At 70.1% G+C, this 19,354-nt stretch carries 17 protein-coding genes; 3 read left to right on the top strand and 14 right to left on the bottom strand.

Annotation, left to right across the window (positions count from 1 at the left end; all coding sequences use genetic code 11):
* Positions 1-163 precede the first annotated feature (163 nt).
* Positions 164-1,513 (top strand): amidase, encoded by a 1,350-nt coding sequence (locus GSE44_RS01610; protein WP_159346569.1) that lies wholly within the window; start codon positions 164-166, stop codon positions 1,511-1,513.
* A gap of 89 nt (positions 1,514-1,602) precedes the next feature.
* Here GSE44_RS01610 and GSE44_RS01605 read toward each other — a convergent pair whose 3' ends face one another.
* The 5 genes from GSE44_RS01605 to pnp all read right to left on the bottom strand — a co-directional run bounded on the left by GSE44_RS01605 (position 1,603) and on the right by pnp (position 8,654).
* Positions 1,603-1,971: a c-type cytochrome gene (locus tag GSE44_RS01605; RefSeq protein ID WP_159346567.1), complete on the bottom strand. Its 369-nt coding sequence runs from the start codon at positions 1,969-1,971 to the stop codon at positions 1,603-1,605.
* 14 nt (positions 1,972-1,985) lie between these two features.
* Entirely contained in the window at positions 1,986-4,241 is a 2,256-nt protein-coding gene (locus tag GSE44_RS01600) for a xanthine dehydrogenase family protein molybdopterin-binding subunit (protein ID WP_201305879.1), read from the bottom strand.
* A 16-nt stretch (positions 4,242-4,257) separates the two neighbouring features.
* The gene (locus GSE44_RS01595; protein WP_201305878.1) at positions 4,258-4,707 is read right to left on the bottom strand and encodes a (2Fe-2S)-binding protein; all 450 of its coding nucleotides are present in this window, start codon (positions 4,705-4,707) and stop codon (positions 4,258-4,260) included.
* 187 nt (positions 4,708-4,894) lie between these two features.
* Positions 4,895-6,295: an NAD(P)H-dependent flavin oxidoreductase gene (locus tag GSE44_RS01590; protein WP_159346566.1), complete on the bottom strand. Its 1,401-nt coding sequence runs from the start codon at positions 6,293-6,295 to the stop codon at positions 4,895-4,897.
* Positions 6,296-6,434: 139 nt separating this feature from the next.
* The gene (gene pnp, locus GSE44_RS01585) at positions 6,435-8,654 is read right to left on the bottom strand and encodes a polyribonucleotide nucleotidyltransferase (protein WP_159346564.1); all 2,220 of its coding nucleotides are present in this window, start codon (positions 8,652-8,654) and stop codon (positions 6,435-6,437) included.
* Positions 8,655-9,187: 533 nt separating this feature from the next.
* Between pnp and GSE44_RS01580 the strand changes: the two genes are divergently transcribed.
* Positions 9,188-9,394, top strand: coding sequence for a cold-shock protein (locus tag GSE44_RS01580; RefSeq protein WP_159346562.1), 207 nt, complete (start codon positions 9,188-9,190; stop codon positions 9,392-9,394).
* 472 nt (positions 9,395-9,866) lie between these two features.
* Here GSE44_RS01580 and GSE44_RS01575 read toward each other — a convergent pair whose 3' ends face one another.
* The gene (locus GSE44_RS01575; RefSeq protein ID WP_159346560.1) at positions 9,867-10,436 is read right to left on the bottom strand and encodes a YbhB/YbcL family Raf kinase inhibitor-like protein; all 570 of its coding nucleotides are present in this window, start codon (positions 10,434-10,436) and stop codon (positions 9,867-9,869) included.
* Positions 10,437-10,520: 84 nt separating this feature from the next.
* On the opposite strand from GSE44_RS01575, the gene GSE44_RS01570 reads away from it, so the two are divergent.
* Positions 10,521-11,396, top strand: a complete 876-nt coding sequence (locus GSE44_RS01570; RefSeq protein WP_159346558.1) for an aldose 1-epimerase family protein — start codon at positions 10,521-10,523, stop codon at positions 11,394-11,396.
* 65 nt (positions 11,397-11,461) lie between these two features.
* On the opposite strand, the gene GSE44_RS01565 is transcribed toward GSE44_RS01570, so the two are convergent.
* The 8 genes from GSE44_RS01565 to GSE44_RS01530 form a co-directional block, all read right to left on the bottom strand.
* Positions 11,462-12,562: an NADH:flavin oxidoreductase/NADH oxidase gene (locus tag GSE44_RS01565; protein WP_159346556.1), complete on the bottom strand. Its 1,101-nt coding sequence runs from the start codon at positions 12,560-12,562 to the stop codon at positions 11,462-11,464.
* A 95-nt stretch (positions 12,563-12,657) separates the two neighbouring features.
* Positions 12,658-13,017, bottom strand: coding sequence for an H-NS histone family protein (locus GSE44_RS01560; RefSeq protein WP_159346554.1), 360 nt, complete (start codon positions 13,015-13,017; stop codon positions 12,658-12,660).
* Between the two features lie 205 nt (positions 13,018-13,222).
* The gene (locus tag GSE44_RS01555; protein ID WP_159346553.1) at positions 13,223-14,056 is read right to left on the bottom strand and encodes a DUF2272 domain-containing protein; all 834 of its coding nucleotides are present in this window, start codon (positions 14,054-14,056) and stop codon (positions 13,223-13,225) included.
* Positions 14,053-15,918 (bottom strand): hypothetical protein, encoded by a 1,866-nt coding sequence (locus GSE44_RS01550; protein WP_159346551.1) that lies wholly within the window; start codon positions 15,916-15,918, stop codon positions 14,053-14,055. The genes GSE44_RS01555 and GSE44_RS01550 overlap by 4 nt, the downstream gene beginning before the upstream one ends.
* A 149-nt stretch (positions 15,919-16,067) precedes the next feature.
* Entirely contained in the window at positions 16,068-17,054 is a 987-nt protein-coding gene (locus GSE44_RS01545) for a Bug family tripartite tricarboxylate transporter substrate binding protein (protein WP_159346549.1), read from the bottom strand.
* A gap of 105 nt (positions 17,055-17,159) precedes the next feature.
* Positions 17,160-17,903, bottom strand: a complete 744-nt coding sequence (locus GSE44_RS25490; protein WP_235924490.1) for an SH3 domain-containing protein — start codon at positions 17,901-17,903, stop codon at positions 17,160-17,162.
* A 244-nt stretch (positions 17,904-18,147) separates the two neighbouring features.
* Entirely contained in the window at positions 18,148-18,519 is a 372-nt protein-coding gene (locus GSE44_RS01535) for a DsrE family protein (protein ID WP_159346547.1), read from the bottom strand.
* A complete protein-coding gene (locus tag GSE44_RS01530) occupies positions 18,516-19,319 on the bottom strand; it encodes a HesA/MoeB/ThiF family protein (RefSeq protein WP_159346545.1) in 804 nt (267 codons plus the stop codon). Before GSE44_RS01530 ends, GSE44_RS01535 begins: the two co-directional genes overlap by 4 nt.
* Positions 19,320-19,354 lie beyond the last annotated feature (35 nt).

Raw genomic sequence — 19,354 nt, 5'->3', positions numbered from 1 at the left:
GTCCTCCGGATGGGGCATATAACCTCTTGGTTACCTGACAGCCTGGAATGTGCCGCTCGCTCCTGTCAATCTCCGCACCTCAGGCCCCGTGACCGAAATCGGTGCCGCCACAGCCATTGCCGCTCACATTGCGGACGGGTTCCTGGCGGAGCATCCTGTCGGAATGCAGACCATCGACGACGCCGCCCGCGCACTGGCGGCTGGCACCACCACATCCACACAACTCGTTGAGGAGGCGCTCTCCCGCGTCCTCGACCCCTCCGGGGAAGGCGGACGCGCCTTCGTGGCGGTCCAGGCCGAGGCCGCTCGCGCCGCCGCCGGCGCCATGGATTCCCTTCGCCGCGCCAATCGCGCGCCCAGCCCCTATGCGGGCATCCCGATCAGCATCAAGGACCTGTTCGACCAGGCGGGCGTCACCACCACCGCCGGCTCCATCGCCCGCAAGGATGCCACTCCCGCCAACACCACGGCCACGGCCATCGCGCGGCTCGAGCGCGCCGGCTTCGTCGTGCTCGGCCGCACCAACATGGTGGAATTCGCCTTCTCCGGCACGGGGCTGAACCCGCATTACGACACGCCGCGTTCACCCTATGACCGCGCCACGGGCCGCGTGCCCGGCGGCTCCTCCTCCGGCGCCGCCGTGGCGGTCGCGGATGGGATGGGCTTCGGCGCCATCGGCTCCGACACCGGCGGCTCCTGCCGGGTGCCGGCCGCGCTCTGCGGCATCACCGGCTATAAGCCCACAGCCTCCCGCGTGCCGCTGACCGGCGCCTTCCCGCTCTCCACCACGCTGGACAGCATCGGGCCGCTCGCCCCGAGCGTCGCCTGCTGCGCCACGTTGGATGCGGTGATGGCCGGCGCCGAGGACGCCACCCCGCCCGTCGCCGCCCCGCTCGAAGGGCTGCGCCTCGGCCTGCCGAGCGCCACCTATCTGTTCGACGGCCTAGCCCAGCCCGTCATCGCGGCCTTCGACATTGCGCTGCGCCGCCTGGAAGCAGCCGGCGCGAAGCTCATCGACGTCGCCCTGCCCGAGATCGCGGAAATCCCTGCCGCCAACGCCACCGGTGGCTTCGCGGCGGCGGAATCCTGGGCGCTGCACCGGGAGCTGATCGGCCGCGCACGCGACCGCTACGACCCGCTGATCCTCGCCCGCATCGAGCGCGGCGCGAGCATGACGGCAGCCGATTTCATCACCCTGATGGCCGAGCGCGCGCGGATCATCGCGGCCATCGCCCCGCGCACCGCCCATTTCGATGCCATCATCGCGCCGACCTGCCCGCTGACGCCCCCCGCCATCGCCGAGCTGGCGGCGGCGGATGACTTCAACCGCATCAACATGCTGCTGCTGCGGAACACGGCGGTGGGGAACTTCCTGGACCGCTGCTCGATCAGCCTGCCGTGCCAGGCAGAAGACGAGGCGCCTGTCGGGCTGATGCTGACGGGGGAGCATGGCGGCGACACGCGGCTGCTGGCGGTGGCGCGTGCGGTCGAAGGCGTGCTTCGAGCGAAGTGAAGGAAGGACGGGGGAGTGAACTCCCCCGGTCCCCCTCCTCCCGACGATAAAAGGAAGAGGGGGGGCTAGGAGAGTTCCTTCCCCAACCTTCAGGTTCCGGGCGCGGCCAGATAGGCGACGATATCCCGGCGGTCTGCCTCGTTCGTCACGCGAATGGGCTGGCGCGTGCCGCGCACCTTGCCCTGCGGGTTCGCGAGGAACTCGTTCAGCTCCTCCACGCTCCAGGTGATGCCGGAGGCCTTAAGCGCGGGGGAGTAGTTGAACCCCTCCACGCTGGCAGCCGGCCGACCCACCACGCCCTGCAGATGCGGGCCGCCGCCATTCCGGGTGGAAGCCACCTGATGGCAGCTCGCGCATTGCCGCTGAAACAATGTCCGGCCCTTGGCGGGGTCGGCCGCATCCTGCGCGAAGGCTGGCATCGCAAGAGCCGCCAGGGCGGCGGCGAGTACAAGGCGCATCACATCAACCCTTATCACGACCCCAGGCGGGTCTTGGACATCGGCAGGCTGCGGATGCGCTCACCCGTCAGCGCCGCCACGGCATTCGCAACCGCAGGCGGCACGCCGGGCACGCCCGGCTCGCCGATGCCGCCCAGCGCAGCGCCGCTTTCCACCACGCGAACGTGGATTCGTGGCATGCGAACCAAAGAAAGGATCGGATAGGTGTCGAAGTTGCGCTGCTGCGGCTCCCCGCCCTCATAAGTGACCTCCTCCAGCAGGGAGGAGGAAAGGCCGATGGCTGCGGCGGACTGCACCTGCGCCTCGATGATCGCCGGGTTCACCGCCCGGCCCGGGTCGATCGCCACCCAGATGTCATGCACACGGATCTCGCCATCGGCGATCGAGACCTCGGCTATGGTCGCGACCTCCGAGCCGAAGGGCGAGGCCATGGCAACGCCCCTCGCGCGACGCACGCCATCCACCTCGAAAGGCCCGCGCTTCCAGCCGCCCGACATCTCCGCCACCGCGCGCAGCAGCGTCGCCTGGCGCGGCTTGTCGCCCAGCATGGCCAACCGCATCTCATACGGGTCCCGCCCGCCCGCGATTGCCATCTCGTCGAGGAAGGACTCGTAGAAGAAGTCGTTCATCGAGTGGCCGACGGAGCGCCAGAAGGAGATGATCGGCGCCTGCGGAATCTTCACGCAATCCACGCGCTTCGCGGCGATGGAATAGGGCTTGCCGGCGATGCCCTCGACCATTGAGGAATCCACCGGCCGGTCCGGCGTGAAGTAACGGCCGATGGGGCCCTCGCCCATGGCGGCGGCATGAAGCGCGACCGGCATGCCATTCGCGTCCAGCCCGCCTTTGAAGCGTGCGAAGCCGATGGGGCGGAGCCCGTCCCGCAGGAACTCCTCCTCCCGCGTCCAGAGCACCTTCACCGGGCGGTTCACGGCCTTGGACAGCAGGATCGCCTGCGGGAAGGGCGCCGAAGCCTCATAGAGGAAGTGCCGGCCGAAGAAGCCGCCCAGGATGGGCGAATGGATCTTCACCTTGTCCTGTGCGAGTCCGGCGACCTTCGCGGCGACGGCCTGGAACATCTCGGGCGCCTGGTTCGGCACCCACAGGTCCAGCGTGCCGTCCTCGTTGAAGCGCGCGATGGCGGAGGGCGGCTCGATCTGGGCATGCGCCAGATAGGGCGCGTCATACTCCGCCTCGATCGTCTTGGCGGCGCCCGCGAAGGCGGCGGCCAGATCGCCACTCTCCTCCGCCGGCGCACCGGCTCCCTTCTCCGCGCGCAGCTTCGCCAGCATACCGGCCGAGGAGAAGTCGGCCGGCAGGGCGCGGGCGTGCTGCCCCTCCGTCCAGGTCACCTGCAGCGCCTCCACGGCCTTGCGGGCGCGCCACCAGCTATCGGCCAGCACGGCCACGGCACCGGGCAGCTTCTGGATGGAATGCACGCCGGGCATGCCGCGCACCTCGGCCTCATTGGCCAGGGTGCCGGGTTCCTGGCCGAGCCGCGGCGCATGGGTCACGGCCGCCTGCAGCATGTTCTCGACCTTCAGGTCGATCGCGTATTGCGCGCGGCCCGTGGACTTGTCCCGCGCATCCAGCCGCGGGACGGGCTTGCCGATCCAGCGGAAACTCGCGGGATCGCGCTGCGCCGCCACCTCGCTCGGCTGCAGCTTCATCGCGTCCGCCACCAGCTCCGCATAGGTCAGGGAGCGGTTGGAGGCGCGGTGCAGGACCTTGCCGGGCTCGGTGGTCAGCTCCGCTTCGGGCGCGTTCAGCCGCGCGGCGGCGGCGCGGACGAGCATGTTGCGGGTGGTGGCGCCCAGCTGGCGCATCGTGCCGTAGCTGGACCGCACGGAAAGACTGCCGCCCGTCAGCCGCCGGCCATTGACCACCATGTAGTCCGCACCGGGCGGTGCGCAGTCCACGATGAAATTCGCCGGATCGACGTCCAGTTCCTCGCCGACGATCTGTGCCATGGCGGTGGCGACGCCCTGCCCGCCCTCCACGAAGGGAGAGAGCAGCCGCACCTTTCCGTCCTGCCGGATCTCGAGGAAGGCGGCCACCTGCGTGCCGGGGCGCGGCGCAGCGGCGGCCAGCCCCTCGCCCTGCGCCTGCGCGGCGCGGCCCTTCACCATGACGCCCAGCAGCAGCGCGCCGGCGCCCACGCCGAACAAGCCGCGGCGGGAAAGGTTAGCGACGCCCGTCTCGGGGATCGTCACTTCGGCGGCCGGGCTGCCCAGGAGGGCATCGGTGCCGGGATTGATCATGCCGTCCATGCTCCGCGTCTCCCGTTCAGGCTGTCGCGGCCTGCCGCACAGCGGCGGCAATGGCGTTGTAGGTGCCGCAGCGGCAGAGATTGGTCATCGCGGCGGTGATGTCCTCCTCGCTCGGCTTGGGCGTCTGCTTCAGCAGCGCCGTCGCGGCCATCACCTGGCCGGACTGGCAGTAGCCGCATTGTGCCACCTGGTTCGAAACCCAGGCCTCGACCACCTTGGCGCCCACGGGATCCCGCTCCACCGCCTCGATGGTCGTCACCTGCGCGCCGACCACGCTTTCGGCAGGGGTGACGCAGGCCCGGGTGGCGGTGCCATCGACCAGCACCGTGCAGGCCCCGCACTGGGCAATGCCGCAGCCATACTTGGTGCCCGTCATGCCCAGCGTGTCGCGCAGCACCCAGAGGAGCGGGGTGTCGCCTTCCGTCTCTACTTGCCGGGTCTCGCCATTGATCGTGAGTTCCAGCATCCTCGCCTCCGCTCGCGCCCGGACCGGGCGTCGGCGGAAACTACCCTGCGACCCGTCGCTCCGCGCATACACGTCTGCGTGGACACATCTTTGTTTCCAAATGCAAATATATGCAAACGGCCCGCCCCTTGCGGGAGGCGGGCCGTTCAGAACTGTGCAGAACGCAGAAAGGCGGGCGAGTGCCGGATCAGCGGCCGGTCATGATCCGCCCGACAAGCTCCTTCACCGTCGGGATGAACCCGTTCGAGTAGAAGGGATCCTGCGCAAAGCGGGGCGCGTTGTGCCCGGCGAACATCAGATTGTGCTCCGGATCGCCGCCATGGCCGATGTCCTGCAGCGTCTTCTGGATGCAGAAGCTGCGCGGATCGGCCTTCTTGCCGTTGGAGTGATCGTCCGTGTGCTGCGCCCAGTTGGAGAAGCGGCACTGGGAGAGGCAGCCCATGCAAGCCACCTGGTCCGCCAGGATCTGCCGACTGGTCTCGGGCGTCACGAAGATCAGCGTGTCGTCGGGGGTGCGGAGCGCCTCGGTATGGCCCTCGTTCTCCCACTGCTTCACATGCTGCAGGTCACCCGGCACTAGATAGACGGACCGCTTGCGCGGACCGACGCCGTATTGCGCCGAATGCTCGCCGATCGGCTCGGCCGTGTAGGCCACTTGTCGATGGCTCCGCCCCTCCAGCTCACGCAGGAAGTCGTTGCGCACCGCGCTGCTGTAGAAGCCGGTGGGGGAGAAGTTCTGCAGGCTTACATCGCCAGGCTTCAGCGTCAGCAGGCGCTGCTTCCAGGCATCCGGGATCGGGCTCTCGCGCGTCAGCAGCGGGCGCGTGCCGAACTGGAAGGCGATCGGACCCAGCTCGGGATTGTCGATCCAATCCTCCCACTCCTCGAGCCACCACACGCCGCCGGCCATGATGATGGGCACCTCGCCCAGGCCGAACTCGCGCATCTGCTGGCGCAGCTTCAGCACGCGGGCATAGGGCGCCTCCGGCTTGCGGGGGTCCTCGGAGTTGGACAGGCCGTTATGGCCGCCAGCCAGCCAGGGATCCTCGTAGACCACGCCGCCCAGCCACTCGCTGGCCTTGGAATAGGCGCGCTTCCACAGCGCGCTGAAGGCGCGGGCGGAGGAAACGATGGGATAGATGTGGACGCGGTATTCCCGCGCGATGTCGGCCAGGCGGTAGGGCATGCCGGCACCGCAGGTGATGCCATGGATCAGGCCCTTGGCCCCTTCCAGCATCCCACGCGCCACGCGCTCCGCCCCGCCCATCTCCCACAGGATGTTGGCATGGACCCGGCCACGGCCATTGGACCGCTCATGCGCCTCGCGCGCCTGCGCGATGCCGCCGGCGATGCCATAGGCCACCAGCTCCTCGTGGCGCTCGCGCCGCGTCTTGCCGTGGTACTCCTGCGGAATGATCCGCCCCTGGGCGTCGTAGCTGTCGGCATTCACGGCGGAGAAGGTGCCAACGCCACCCTCTGCGGCCCAATTGCCGCTGGACGCACCATTGGTGGCGGAGACGCCCTTGCCGCCCTCGACGAGGGGGAGGACCTCGGCACCGCCCATGCGAATGGTGTTGATCGCCTTCAAGGCCAGTCTCTTCCCTGGAACAGGACGGTCACCGGACCGTCTCTCGGGGCCGCATATGGTCCGGGCCAGGGAAATGGAACAGTCCCCGGCCCGGCCTTTACTTCGAATTCACGCTGCCGCGGAACGCGGCACCGCGTCTTCAGTCGTCGCGGCGCGGACGGCGCGGGCGATCGTTCCGGTCACCACGGTCGCTCCGTTCGCGGCGCTCGCCGTTGTCCTCACCCTCGGCGCGCGGGCGCTTGGCGCCCACCTCCTCGGTCATGTCGGCGCCGGTCTGCTGGTTCACCACCCGCATGGACAGCTTCACCTTGCCGCGATCATCGAAGCCGATGACCTTCACCTTCACCTTGTCGCCCACCGAGACGACGTCGGCGGTGCGGTTCACGCGGTCCTGCCCGAGCTCGCTGATGTGGACGAGCCCGTCCTTGGCACCAAGGAAGTTCACGAAGGCGCCGAAGTCGGCGACCTTCACGACGGTGCCGTTGTAGATCGCGCCCACCTCGGCCTCTGCCGTGATGCCACGGATGCGGTCGATCGCGGCCTGGGTCGCCTCGGTGCTGCTCGACGCGATCTTGATCGTGCCGTCATCCTCGATGTCGATCTTCGTGCCGGTCTGCTCGACGATCTCGCGGATCACCTTGCCGCCCGTCCCGATGACTTCGCGGATCTTGTCCTTCGGCACCTGGATCACGGTGATGCGCGGGGCGGTCGCGGCCACCTCGCCGCGAGAGCCGGAAAGGCCCTTCGCCATCTCGCCCAGGATGTGGATGCGGCCATCCTTCGCCTGCTCGAGCGCGATCTTCATGATCTCGAAGGTGATGGACGTGATCTTGATGTCCATCTGCAGGGCGGTGATGCCCTGCTCCGACCCGGCCACCTTGAAGTCCATGTCGCCGAGGTGATCCTCGTCGCCCAGGATGTCGGACAGGACCGCGAAGCCCTTGTCTTCCTTGATCAGGCCCATGGCGATGCCGGCGCAGGGGCGCACCAGCGGCACGCCGGCGTCCATCAGCGACAGCGAGGTGCCGCAGACGGTCGCCATGGAGGAGGAGCCATTGGACTCCGTGATCTCCGACACGACGCGGATCGTGTAGGGGAACTTGTCCTTCTCCGGCAGCAGCGGGTGGATGGCGCGCCAGGCAAGCTTGCCATGGCCGATCTCACGACGGCCCGGGGAGCCCATGCGGCCCGTCTCACCCACCGAGTAGGGCGGGAAGTTGTAGTGCAGCATAAAGTCCTCCCGGTACTCGCCGGGGAGGGCGTCGATGATCTGCTCGTCCTGGCCGGTGCCCAGGGTCGCGACGCAGAAGGCCTGCGTCTCGCCACGGGTGAACAGGGAAGAGCCATGGGCGCGCGGCAGGATGCCGACCTCGGACACGATCGGGCGCACGGTCTTGGTGTCGCGGCCGTCGATGCGGATGCCGGTGTCGAGGATGGTGTTGCGGACGACATCCGCCTCCAGCCCCTTCATGAAGCCCTTGGCAGTGGCGGGGTCGATGCCCTCGGCCTCCAGCTTCTCGGCGATCGCCTTCTTCACCGCGCCAACCTTGGCGTAGCGGGACTGCTTGACCGTCTCCTTATAGGCCTCGGTCATATCGGCGGTGCCGAGCTCGGCGATGCGGGCCTTCAGCGCCTTGTCGGCCTCGGAGACCTCGGCCAGCGGCCAGGGCTCCTTGGCGGCGCGCTCGGCCAGCTCGATGATGCCCTGGATGACCGGCTGGAAAGCCTTGTGGCCGAACTCCACGGCGCCGAGCATCACGGCCTCGGACAGCTCCTTGGCCTCGGACTCCACCATCAGCACGCCCTCGGCCGTGCCGGCGACGAAGAGGTCGAGCTCGCTCGTCTTCACCTGGTCCAGCGTCGGGTTGAGGATGTACTCACCCGCCGCATAGCCGACGCGCGCGCCAGCAATCGGGCCGAAGAAGGGGATGCCCGAGATGGTCAGGGCGGCGGAGCAGCCGACCATGGCGACCACATCGGGATTGTTCTCGAGGTCATGCGACAGCACGGTCGCGACGACCTGAACCTCGTTCCGGAAGCCCTCTGGGAAGAGGGGGCGGATCGGGCGGTCGATCAGGCGGGAGACGAGGGTCTCGTTCTCGGAGGGACGGCCCTCGCGCTTGAAGAAGCCGCCCGGGATCTTGCCGGCCGCGAAGGCCTTCTCCTGGTAGTTCACCGTGAGGGGGAAGAAGTCCTGCCCCGGCTTCACGTTGCGGGCACCGACCACGGTGCAGAGCACGATGGTGTCGCCCAGCCGCGCCATCACGGCCCCATCGGCCTGACGGGCGATCTTGCCCGTCTCGAGGGTCAGCGTCTTGCCGCCCCACTCGATGTCCTTGCGGTAGTAGTTGTCGAACATGCGTGCGTCCTGTCGGCCCCACGAGGCCGGATTGCCTGCGGGGCGGTGTTGCGACACGGATGGGATGAAGGGTCTCTGCGCCCCCCAAGCCCCACTGTCTCCGGGCTTGGATGCCCGGCGTCTCGGGCGGCATGGTATCCGCACGCGTTACCGCGAGGCGGCCTCGGTGCGCGTTCCCGCGCAACGGGGATCCATGTGGCCGGAAACGCCGCGGCGCGGCCGTTCCTGTCAGCCCACCGCATACGCGGAGGGCGGGCGGAACCCTTCGGTCCCGCCCGGCGGGCCGCTGTATGGCCGGTTCCCACCACAAAGGCCAGGGAAATCACGCCTCTGGCGTCCCGGGGCCAAGCCATGCGGGACAAGCCGGGGCCCGGGTTGCAAATCCGTCATCTTACCCCCACCTCTCGGTGGCCAACGCTGGTTCGGACCGCTTTCATCGCCCGGAAGGGCGACCGGGCCCGTCTCTACGCCGGTACCTGGCTCCTCGTGGCGCCGGCCCGCGGGGGCAACCCCCTTCGAAAGATGCGCGATCGATGCCGACTGGAACCGTGAAGTGGTTTAATGCGACCAAGGGCTACGGCTTCATCCAGCCGGATGACGGGTCCAACGACGTGTTCGTCCACATCTCGGACGTTACCCGCGCGGGGCTGCGCGGCCTGAATGAGGGCGACAAGCTTTCCTTTGAGGTCCAGAAGGACCCGCGCGGCAAGATGTCCGCTTCCAACCTCCAAATGGGGTGAGACCCGGAAGGGTTTCGGCAGGGGGCGGATCGCTGCCCCAAGCCTGATGACTGGGGCGTCGCGGGCCACAGGCCTGCCGGCGCCCTTGTCACATCGGGGTCACATCGGGGCCTTCACCGGCCCTTCATCCAAGGTGGACCATATCCCAGGTCCGCCCATCGCGATCGTGAAGCGACAGCCTGACGCGTCGGCACGATCATCACCGCGGCCAATCCGTTCTCCCGCCTGGAACCAGGCTGGACCGCCGGCCAAAAACCGCCCTGGCGGCGCTGCATGCGCCGCCAGGGCCAATGTAAAGAAGAAATCATGCAGACTATCACCACGCCCGATAAGGGCATTCAGCGCCTGCCGACTCCCAGCCCCGTTCCCGTGGGCACACTGAGCGAGGCCGAGATCCGGCAGATCATCCGCGACACGCTCGGCTAAGGCCGAACAGCGGTTCACCGTGAAGGGCGGCGGCAGGGGATCCCTGCTACCGCCCATAGGTGCCGATGAGGCACCCCTTCGCCAGCACCCCATGACGCAGCGCCGCTCGGACGGTGTTCCGCCCGGGGACCCCCGACAGCCCTCCCGGCCATGCCCCAAGGGCGAAAAGCTGGAAGGCATAGCGGTGGGGCCCATGACCGGGTGGCGGATCCGGCGGCAGCCAGCCAGTCTGGAAATACGAATTCCGCCCCATGCCCAGCCCGGGCAGCCCCGGCCTTCCCGGCCCGGGCAGGTCCCCCGCCGCCAGCATGCCGTTCCCAGGCGGCAGGCGCGTCACGACGGCATGGACCAGCGGCCGGGGCGTCGGGCTGTCGGCATCCTCCACCACCAGCACCAGGCTCGCGGTCCCGGCGGGCACGCCCTGCCAGGACAAAGGCGGGGAAAGCCCTGGCCCGTCCGCCGTGTGCAGGGCGGGAATGGGACCGCCCTGCTCGAAGGCAGGGCTGGAGATTTCGATCAGCGCCGGTACGTTGACGCCCGCGAAGAGCAGGGCATTGATCCCCGGCCGCATCCCCGCCAGGGCGCGGCCGAGGCCGGAAGGCAGGTGCTGCAGCATGGGGCCTCCATCGGGTCTTCCCCGAAGGGACGCGGTTGGAGCCGCCGGGTTGCGGCGCCGGCCGCGATATCCGATCCATGTCCCATGCCCGACACCCACCGCTTCGGCGACGATACCCTCACCGCCACGGTCTCGGCCGATGGCGCGGAGCTGCATTCGATCCGCGATGCGGCGGGCAGGGAGTGGCTCTGGCAGGCCGGGCCGGAATGGCCGCGCCGGGCGCCCATCCTGTTCCCCATCGTCGGCCGCCTGCCGGGCGACACGCTCCACCATGCTGGCCAAGCCCACCGCCTGACTCAGCACGGCTTCGCCCGCGACGGCCGCTTTGGCTGGACCAGCCGCGATGCCGCCTCCTGCGCCCTTCACCTGTCGGATGATGCGGCCACGCGCGAAGCCTTCCCCTTCGCCTTCTCCCTTGCCGTGAACTGGACGGTGCGGGACGGCACGCTCGCCTGCACCGTCACCGTTTCCAATCCGGGTGACAGCCCCCTGCCCTTCAGCCTGGGGGCTCATCCGGCCTTCGCCTGGCCGCTCCCCGGTTCGGCATCCCCGCTGGGCCACCGCCTGTCCTTCCCCGGGCTCGAGGCGACCAGCCTGTCCGCCCGGCGCCTGACCGGCGGGCTGCTGGATGCGGCTGAGAGCATCCCCCTTATGGACGGCACCCTCCCCCTGCACCCGGATCTCTTTGCGGCGGATGCGATCGTCCTGCCGGGCTTTCCCGGGCGCCGTCTCCACTACGCGGCGCCCGACGGTGCGGCACTGGAGATGGAATGGGAGGGCTATGGCGATCTTGGCCTCTGGTCGAAGCCGGGCGCTCCCTTTCTTTGCCTGGAGCCCTGGTGCGGCACGGCGGCGCCGCTGGGTTGGAACGGCGATTTCCTGGAGAAGCCGGGAGTCAGCATCCTGGCGCCGGGAGCGGTGCGGGAATTTCGCTGGATGGTGAAGATTTCGGCGCCATAGGCCCCCGGGGCGCTGCCCCTGGACCCCGCCGGGGGGCGGGCGCGCCCCCCGGACCCTGCGAGGGTTTAGATGGGGGGCATGGGGGCCGCGGTTTCGCTGCGCATCGGCAGGTTGCCCCAGCCGCGCTCGTATTGGGGCGGGATCGCAAGGCGGTCTGTGCGCCCCAGCGCCTCGGCGGCATGGGTCGGCCAATACGGGTCGCGCAGCATGGCTCGGGCCAGCAACACCATGTCAGCGCGGCCTTCAGCCACGATGGACTGCGCCAGCTCAGGCGTTTCGATCAGCCCCACGGCCGCCACCGGAATGCCGGCGCCGCGCACCGCTTCCGCCCCCGGCACCTGGTAGCCCGGGCCGAGCGGGATCTGCTGCCGGTTCGTGATCCCGCCCGAGGAAACATCGACGAGGTCCACGCCCAGCGGCGCCACCTGACGGGCAAGCTCCACGCTTTCAGCGGTGGTCCAGCCGCCCTCGGCCCAATCCGTGTGGCTGATGCGCAGGAGCAGCGGAACATCCGCCGGCACGGCATCGCGAACGGCCGCCACCGTCTCGCGCACCAGCCGCGTCCGGCCCTCGAACCCGCCGCCCCAGGAATCGGCCCGCGTGTTCGACAGCGGCGAGAGGAACTGGTGCAGCAGGTAGCCATGGGCAGCATGCACCTCCACCACGCGGTAACCCACGCGTACGGCCCGCCGCGCGGCGGCGACGAAGGCGGTGATGGTGTCGGCGATCTCCGATTCGGCCATGGCGCGCGGAGCCAGCATCCCGTCCATCGCCAGGTCCGAGGGGCCGATCGTCTCCCAGCCCGGTTCGGCAGCGCCATGGACCCAGGGGGGATTGCGGCTGGCCTTGCGCCCAGCATGGGCGAGTTGGATTCCCGGCACCGCTCCGGCCGCTGCGATGGCGCTGGCCAGCCGCGCATGGCCGGGCACCTGCGCTTCCTCCCAAAGACCAAGGTCGCCGGGTGTGATGCGCCCTTCGGCGGTTACGGCCGTGGCTTCGGTGAGGACCAGGGCAGCGCCGCCGAGCGCCCGTTGGAGGAGATGGGCGAGATGCCAATCGGTCGGGCGCCCATCAGGCCCGCAGCAATATTGGCACATGGGCGCAAGCCCAATGCGGTTGCGCAGCGTAACGCCGCGCAGTGTCAACGGATCGAAAAGGTCGGGCAAAGGGGCCGCTCCGGCATCTGGGTCGATGCCAGTTAAGCCCGCCCGCCCGCCGCTTGAAGCCCCGCCCTGCCGAAGCAGGGCGGGGGGGGGGCGCATCAAATGCGGAATTCCTCGCGCTTGCGGCCCGAGGCTTCCATCGCCGAAAGCCATTTCGGCATCCGGCCGCGCCCACTCCAGGTTTCGCCATTCGGCCCCCTGAAACGGGCGGCGACGGAACCGCCGGCATCGCGCCGGGTGCGGCGGGTGGAGGATTGGGCCTGCGAACCGCCCGAAATCAGCTTCTCGAATTCCAGCCCGAGTTCGGCGGCCTTGCCCCGGAACTCCTCGATCAGTGCGGCACGCGCCTCATCCTGCTTTTCCGCACGCTTCGCCTCGGCGGCCTGGATCAGGGCGGTCAGTTCCTGCGCACTCATGGAATCGAGGTCGAAAGTCGCTTTGCGCGATGTGTCGGCCATGGTTGCAATCTCCCAAAAAGGGGCTTCCGATCAGGGGGTCGAAATGCCGCATTCACGGTGCGAATCGCCGGATGCGGAAACGCTGTAATCCATATCGGGGCTGCGGACATAATGTCGATGGCTTACCGCCGCATTTGCACAGAATGACAGACCGCAATTTCCCACGCAAAACATTTCGGCACAGAACCTAACGCAGCGGCCGCGGTTATCTCGCGGCGGCGCCCAATGCGGAAATGAGCGGTCCCGGTGCAAATGGTGGCAGCCGCCCCAGCCGGTTTTCAATCACCGTGACAATCACCGGATCGCCCGGTGCGCGGGGCAGCAGCCGTCCAGCAGGATCAGCCGAATAGGCTGTCAGCGTCACGGCATCCGCGACATTCCCGCCCACTGCCTCCACCGCCCCTGCGTTGATGCGGAGCACGATGTCGCAATGCATCGGCCGGAACTTCCCCATCTCAGCCAGGCGGTTCCGCCAGGAGGCGAGCGGATGGCGCGAGCGGTCAGCGCAGACCAGGTCACCCGGCGCCGGCGCATAGGTCGTCGGATCATGCGGCAGGAAGGGCGCCCGGTCCGGAAATTCGAGCGCATCCCGCAGGATCGCGTCGAGATAGAAGGAATGGGAGGCGGAGGCGTGGAATTCCCGCTCATCCACCCCCGCCCCCCGCATGACATAGGAGACGAAGGCGGCCGACCAGGCCGGTTCCGACCAGACGCCCGCTCCCGCATCCCCCGCCAGCCGCGCCGACCAGCGTCCACGATTGCGGGCGATGGCAGCCCCGGCCTCCGCCTCGGGCACGGCGCGCCAATAGGCCAGGACCCGCGGGAAGGCCTCCGTGCCGCCTTCGGTGCCGGCCGGGAGCGCCGGCAACCCTGGGCCGGCCAGCAGCCGTCCCCATTCTACCCATTCAGCCTCGGCGATCCGCAAGATCCGCTTCCGCACGGAAGACGGATAGGCGATCGGCGCCTCCCGCACGGGCGGGGGCGCCGCGCAGCCCGCCGCCGCCAGCAGAAGGAGAAGCGCCGCAAGGCGATGCCTCAAGCCGTGACCCCGCCCACCGACAGCGCCACCTCATCCGGTGACAGCACGGCCAGGAGAAGAGCGGCCTGGCCAAGCGCATCGGCCTGATCGCCCTGCGCCGGCAGCACCTCCAACCGATCGGCATGGTTGCGCAGGCGCGAGGAAAGAAGGTCCAGGCAGGCGGCCATCACCGCCCTGGCATGGGAAAGCATCGAGGCATCGACGGCCATCCGGCCCGTCTCGGCCACCATCTCTACCGCCCGCAGCCCCCGCAGCACAGCGGCAAGGGCAGGCGTGGACGGATTCGGCTCGGCGGCCACGCCAGGAAGGGCCGGCCCTTCCGGCCGAAGAGTAAGCACAGCGCGCTGCAGCGCCTCCTGCACCCAGGGCTCCGGCACCAGAGTCGCGGCGCGGGCCAGGGCGACGATCGCCGCCCCATGGTCGCGCAGCCCAGCCCCGAACACGCCTTCCGGCGAAGCGGCGGCCACGAGCTGGCCGAGGAGCTGCCGCAGCCGCCGCCGGTCGCGCGGCAGGCCGCCGGCGCGCCATACGGCGTCCAGCGCGACAACCAACGGCGCCAGCTCCGCGACGGGCAGCGGGGCCGCATCCTCTTCGGGCAGCGCGGCCAGTTGCCGGTCCAGCCAGTCCCGCAGCCGCGCCAGCCGCTCGCGCGGAATGGGATGGGCAAAGGCTGGCGCGTTCAGCAGTACCGAGGCCACGGCGGCCATCGGCGCGCCCGGCCCGGCCTGCCCCAGGTCCCGGCCGCCCAGCACGTCGGGCGTCCGCAACAGGCGCAGTGCGGCCTCGGGTGTGCCGGGCGCGACGCCGCGCGCCAGCAGCCGGTCCTCCCGCAGCACGGCCGTGCCGCCGCGCGCGAGGTTCGGCACCGTGTGCCGCAGCACCACCCAATGCGGCGCTCCTGCCCGGGTCTGGGCGTGGATGTTGAACACCCCCTCCCCCGCCCGGGGGCGGATGTGCAGGGCGATCGCATCCTCCTCCGGCCCGGCCTGCCAGAGATGGAAGGAATCCGTCGCGCCCTCGGCCAGGAGCTCATCCTCGGCGAAGGGCCCGGCAGGGCGGCGGTGCTGGCCGCCGGTCCGGCCGACCGACACCTCGGTGAAGGGCCTGGCATGATCGGAAAGCGCATCCACCGCCGTGGTCAGGCGCAAGGCGGAAAGGCCGGACTTCGGCCCGGCGCGGAGCCTGACGGTCAGGCGGAGGAGCGGATCGGTCGCGGAGACGCGGTACTCGTAGCGGATGGTGCCGGCGACCAGCTTCAGCCCGGGCACCGGGCTCAGCCGCAGCGTGCTCTCGTGCCACATCAGCGCGCCCGCACCCTCGGGCTGCACGCCCTGGGCGGTCACCGCCTCCTCGACATCCAGCGTGCGGGCACGCAGCGAGAGGCGCCCCAGCAGCCCGGGCATCCCGCCCTCCAGCCGAAGCCGCACCATGTTGCCGCTGTGCAGCACGTCGCTATCGCGCGTGTCGCCGCGCAGCCGCTGCCGCAGCACGCCATCGGCCAGATCGCCGGTGAACTCGTGCCAGGGGGTGAGGACGCGGATGTCGCGCGGATCGGCGCGCAGAATCTGCACGCGGCCCTCGGCGGCGGCCAGGGCGCCGCGCGCCGGCGGGCCGGCCTCCTCTCCCATGGCAGTTACGAAACCCAGCACGGCATCGGCCAGGCCAGGATCGGCCGCGCGTAGGGCGGGGATCGCCATCGCCTCGGCCGCAAGCACGTTGTCCGCCGTCAGCAGCGGGGCGCCGTGGGCCTCGCTCCGCGCCAACCCGGCGAGCCTCTGCCCATCGACCCGTACCTCGCGCAGCATCCGGCGCAGCGTGGCCAGGAGACGGTCGCGCTCGGTCGTGTGCAGCAGGTCAGGCATGGAATCGCAGATCCGGCGTCCTTCGGAGAAGGCCGAATGATAGAACGGTTCACCCCGGCGCGATATCGCCGGAGGGCGACATTCCGCCCGTCCGGCCCCCGCTGCTCCCTGCGGCTCCGCTCACGGCGAGCGGCGGCCGATATGCGGCCTCAATCCGTCAGCCGCACCCCGGTCGCCCGCGCGATCTCTCCCCAGCGCGCGCTCTCCTGCTTGATGAAGCGCGCCATGGCGGCCGGATCGCGGTCCTCGAGGGTGAAGCCCGCTGCCGTGACACCGCGGCGCACTGCCTCATCCTTCTGGGCGTTGACCAGGGCCCTGGCGATCCGGTCCACCGCCGCATCCGGCGTGGCGCGCGGCGCGAACAGGGCGTTCCATACCGGCAGCACGAAGCCGGGCACGCCGGCCTGATCGAAGCTCGGCACCTCCGGCAGAAGCGGGTCGCGGCCGGGGCCGGTGACGGCCAGCGCGACCACCTTGCCCTCCTGGATCAGCGGCAGGGCGGAGCCGGTGGCGGCCACCATCACATCCACCCGGCCTGCCGCGATTTCCAGCAGCGCCTGGGGCGCGCCGCGATAAGGGATGTGCTGCGCCTTGAGCCCCGCCTGCGCGGTGAGCCCGGCCATGAACAGGTGGCTGGCCGAGCCGGCGCCGACGCTGCCGTAATTGACCTCCTGCGCCTTCGCATGGGCGATGAAGCCAGGAAGATCCTTCGCCAACCCCGGCCGCGCCACCAGCACCTGCATCGAGACGCCGAGGAAGCCAACCGGGCGAAAATCCTTGTCCGGATCGAAAGGCAGCCTGTCGGTCAGGTGCTTGGTGATCGAGATCGGGCCGTTATTGCCGACGAAGAGCGTGTTCCCGTCCGGCGCGGCGCGTGCCACGGCCTCGGCCGCCACGATCCCGCCGGCGCCAACGCGGTTGTCCACCACCACGGCCTGGCCCAGCGGCCCGGCAATGGCCTGGCCATAAAGCCGCGCGAGCGTGTCGGGCGTGGTGCCGGCAGGGAAGCCGACGACGATGCGGAGCGGCGCCGATTGCGCCCGTGCGCCGCGCGCCGCCAGGGCCAGCGCCGCCGGCAGGCCCAGGACCAGCCTCCGGCCAGGTCCCGTCCGGCCAGGCCCATTCGATCCGCTCATGTCGTCTCCACCCCCAGAGGTCCACGGTAAACGGGACCTTGCTGGCGAATTATCCGCGAGCGGGTTCCTGGGCAAGCGGGCCCAGGAAGGGCCGGGACAGGATCGCTACTTGACCTCCTCGTCCGGCATGACGCCGAAGAATTCGGTGCGGCGCAGCCAGCCGCGATGCTCGCCCACCTGCACCTCGCACCAGGACTCGCTCGCCGCGCAGAGCCGGATGCGGCCGAGCACGCCGGGCTTCAGCCGGGCGACGACATTCGCCGATTCCTCCGGACGACGCCGCAGCACGCGCTCCTGCCCCGTCACCACGAAGGTGCGGCGGCCGGTGAGGTTGGACTGGTGCACCCAGCCTTCCGTGCCATCCATGTCGCGGATCCGACGCCACAGCTCGAACTCCCGCACGATCTCCACGGGCAGCTCGCGGCGCTGATAGGTCCATTCGATCGGGTAACGGGTGCCGGGACCGGCCCGCATGTTCACCTCATCCGCCCGCAGCGCGGCAAAGCGCGGCAGGGGAAGGCTGGTAACCGGCCCGATCTTCTGCTCCTCCTCGCGCGGCGGCGGAGGGGCCGGCTGTGGAGCAGGCGCCGCGCCGGCGGCAGCTCCTGCTGCGGCACCCGCCGCCCCGGCCGCGGCACCAGCGGCGCGGCGGCGGTTGGGCTGGGTCTGCTGCGGGGTGACGGTGCGCGGCGGTGTCGCCTGGCCCTCGCGCCGCGCTGTCGGGCGCGGGCGGGACGAAGCTGGCTGGCTCTCCCGGGGCCGCGCGGCAGGGGCCGGCTGAGGGCTAGCCGCCTGGGGCCCGGCCGGTGCCGTGGTGGCACGCGGGGCGGGTGCCGGACGCGGGGCCACGGGCCTTGCTGGCGCCGTGTCCCGGCGCGGCGCGGCCGGGGCAGCAGCAGAGGGCGCGGCTGCCGGGGCAGGGCTGGCCGGCGCGCCATTGCGCTGGACAGGGACGGGTGGCGGCAGGCTGCCGGCCGTTTGGGTTCGGCCGGCCTGGGGAAGCAGCACCAGCAGTGTCAGGATAGGAAGAAGTCGTCTCATCTGCGGCCGATCACGCGCGAAAGCCCCCGGTCCGGTCAAGGCCGCCCAGCCATCAAAGCGACAGGACCTGGCCGTTGCCGACGGCTTCGAGGAAAGTGACCACGCCCGCCACCTCCACCCCATCGGCCAGTTCGGGGGGCGCGATGCCTTCGGCACGCATCCCCGCCTCGCAGGCGATGCGGCGCAGGCCCAGTTCTTCCGCCGCCTCCCACAAGGTCGCGATGCCCGCGACGCCGCATGAGGCCAGATGCGCCTCCCGTGGATCGGCGGGCAGCGGAGCGTCCCGGCGGAACAGGGCCAGCCCCGCATTGGTGGCGAAAAGCGCGACCGGCCGGCCGATCGCAGCGGCGGCGGTGGCGAGCACCAGCGCGTAATGCGCCGGTTCATGCCCCGCGCCGCGCAGGAGGATGCCGAGCGGGTTCATCCCCCGATGCCGCAGAGCGCGCAGGCCGGGTCGCGCTTCAGCCGGATGGTGCGGAAGCGCGTGTCCAGCGCATCCCAGAGCAGCAGGCGCCCCGAGAGGGATTCGCCGATACCCAGGATCTCCTTCAGCACCTCCGTCGCCTGCAGCGTGCCCATCACCCCGGTGACGGCGCCGAGCACCCCCGCCTCCCCGCAGGAGGGCACGAGGCCTGGCGGCGGCGGCTCCGGATGCAGGCAGCGATGGCAGGGATGCGGCGCGCCGAGATGCGACTTATAGGTGGAAAGCTGCCCCTCGAAGCGTAGCACCGCCGCTGAGACCAGCGGCCGGCCCAAGCGATGGCAGCAATCGCCTACCAGGAAGCGGGTGGGGAAGTTGTCGGTGCCGTCGCAGACGATGTCGTAGCGGGGGATGAGGTCCCGCGCGGCGGCTTCATCCAGGCGCCGGAAATGCGGTTCCACCTTCGTCAGCGGGTTCAGGGCGCGCAGGGTCGTCGCGATGCTTTCCACCTTGGGCTGGCCGATGCGATCGGTGGTGTGCGCGACCTGCCGCTGGAGGTTGGAGAGTTCGAGCGTGTCATGGTCGATCAGCCCGATCGTCCCGACCCCCGCGCCCGCGAGATAGAGCGCCAGCGGCGAACCCAGGCCACCCGCGCCCACCACCAGCACCCGCGCCTGGCGCAGCCGCGCCTGGCCGATGGCGCCCACCTCTCCGAGGAGGATGTGGCGGGAATAGCGATGGAGCTCGTCCTCGGTGAAGTCGAGCTCGGGCAGGGTGTCAGGGATGGGGGGCGGACCGTCCATGGAGGGGATGTCGTCGGTCCCGGGCCGCGGCACAA

Source organism: Muricoccus harenae (genome assembly GCF_009848505.1).
In the GTDB taxonomy this organism is placed as follows: Bacteria; Pseudomonadota; Alphaproteobacteria; order Acetobacterales; family Acetobacteraceae; genus Roseomonas; species Roseomonas harenae.
This window is presented reverse-complemented; position numbering and strand designations above follow the sequence as displayed.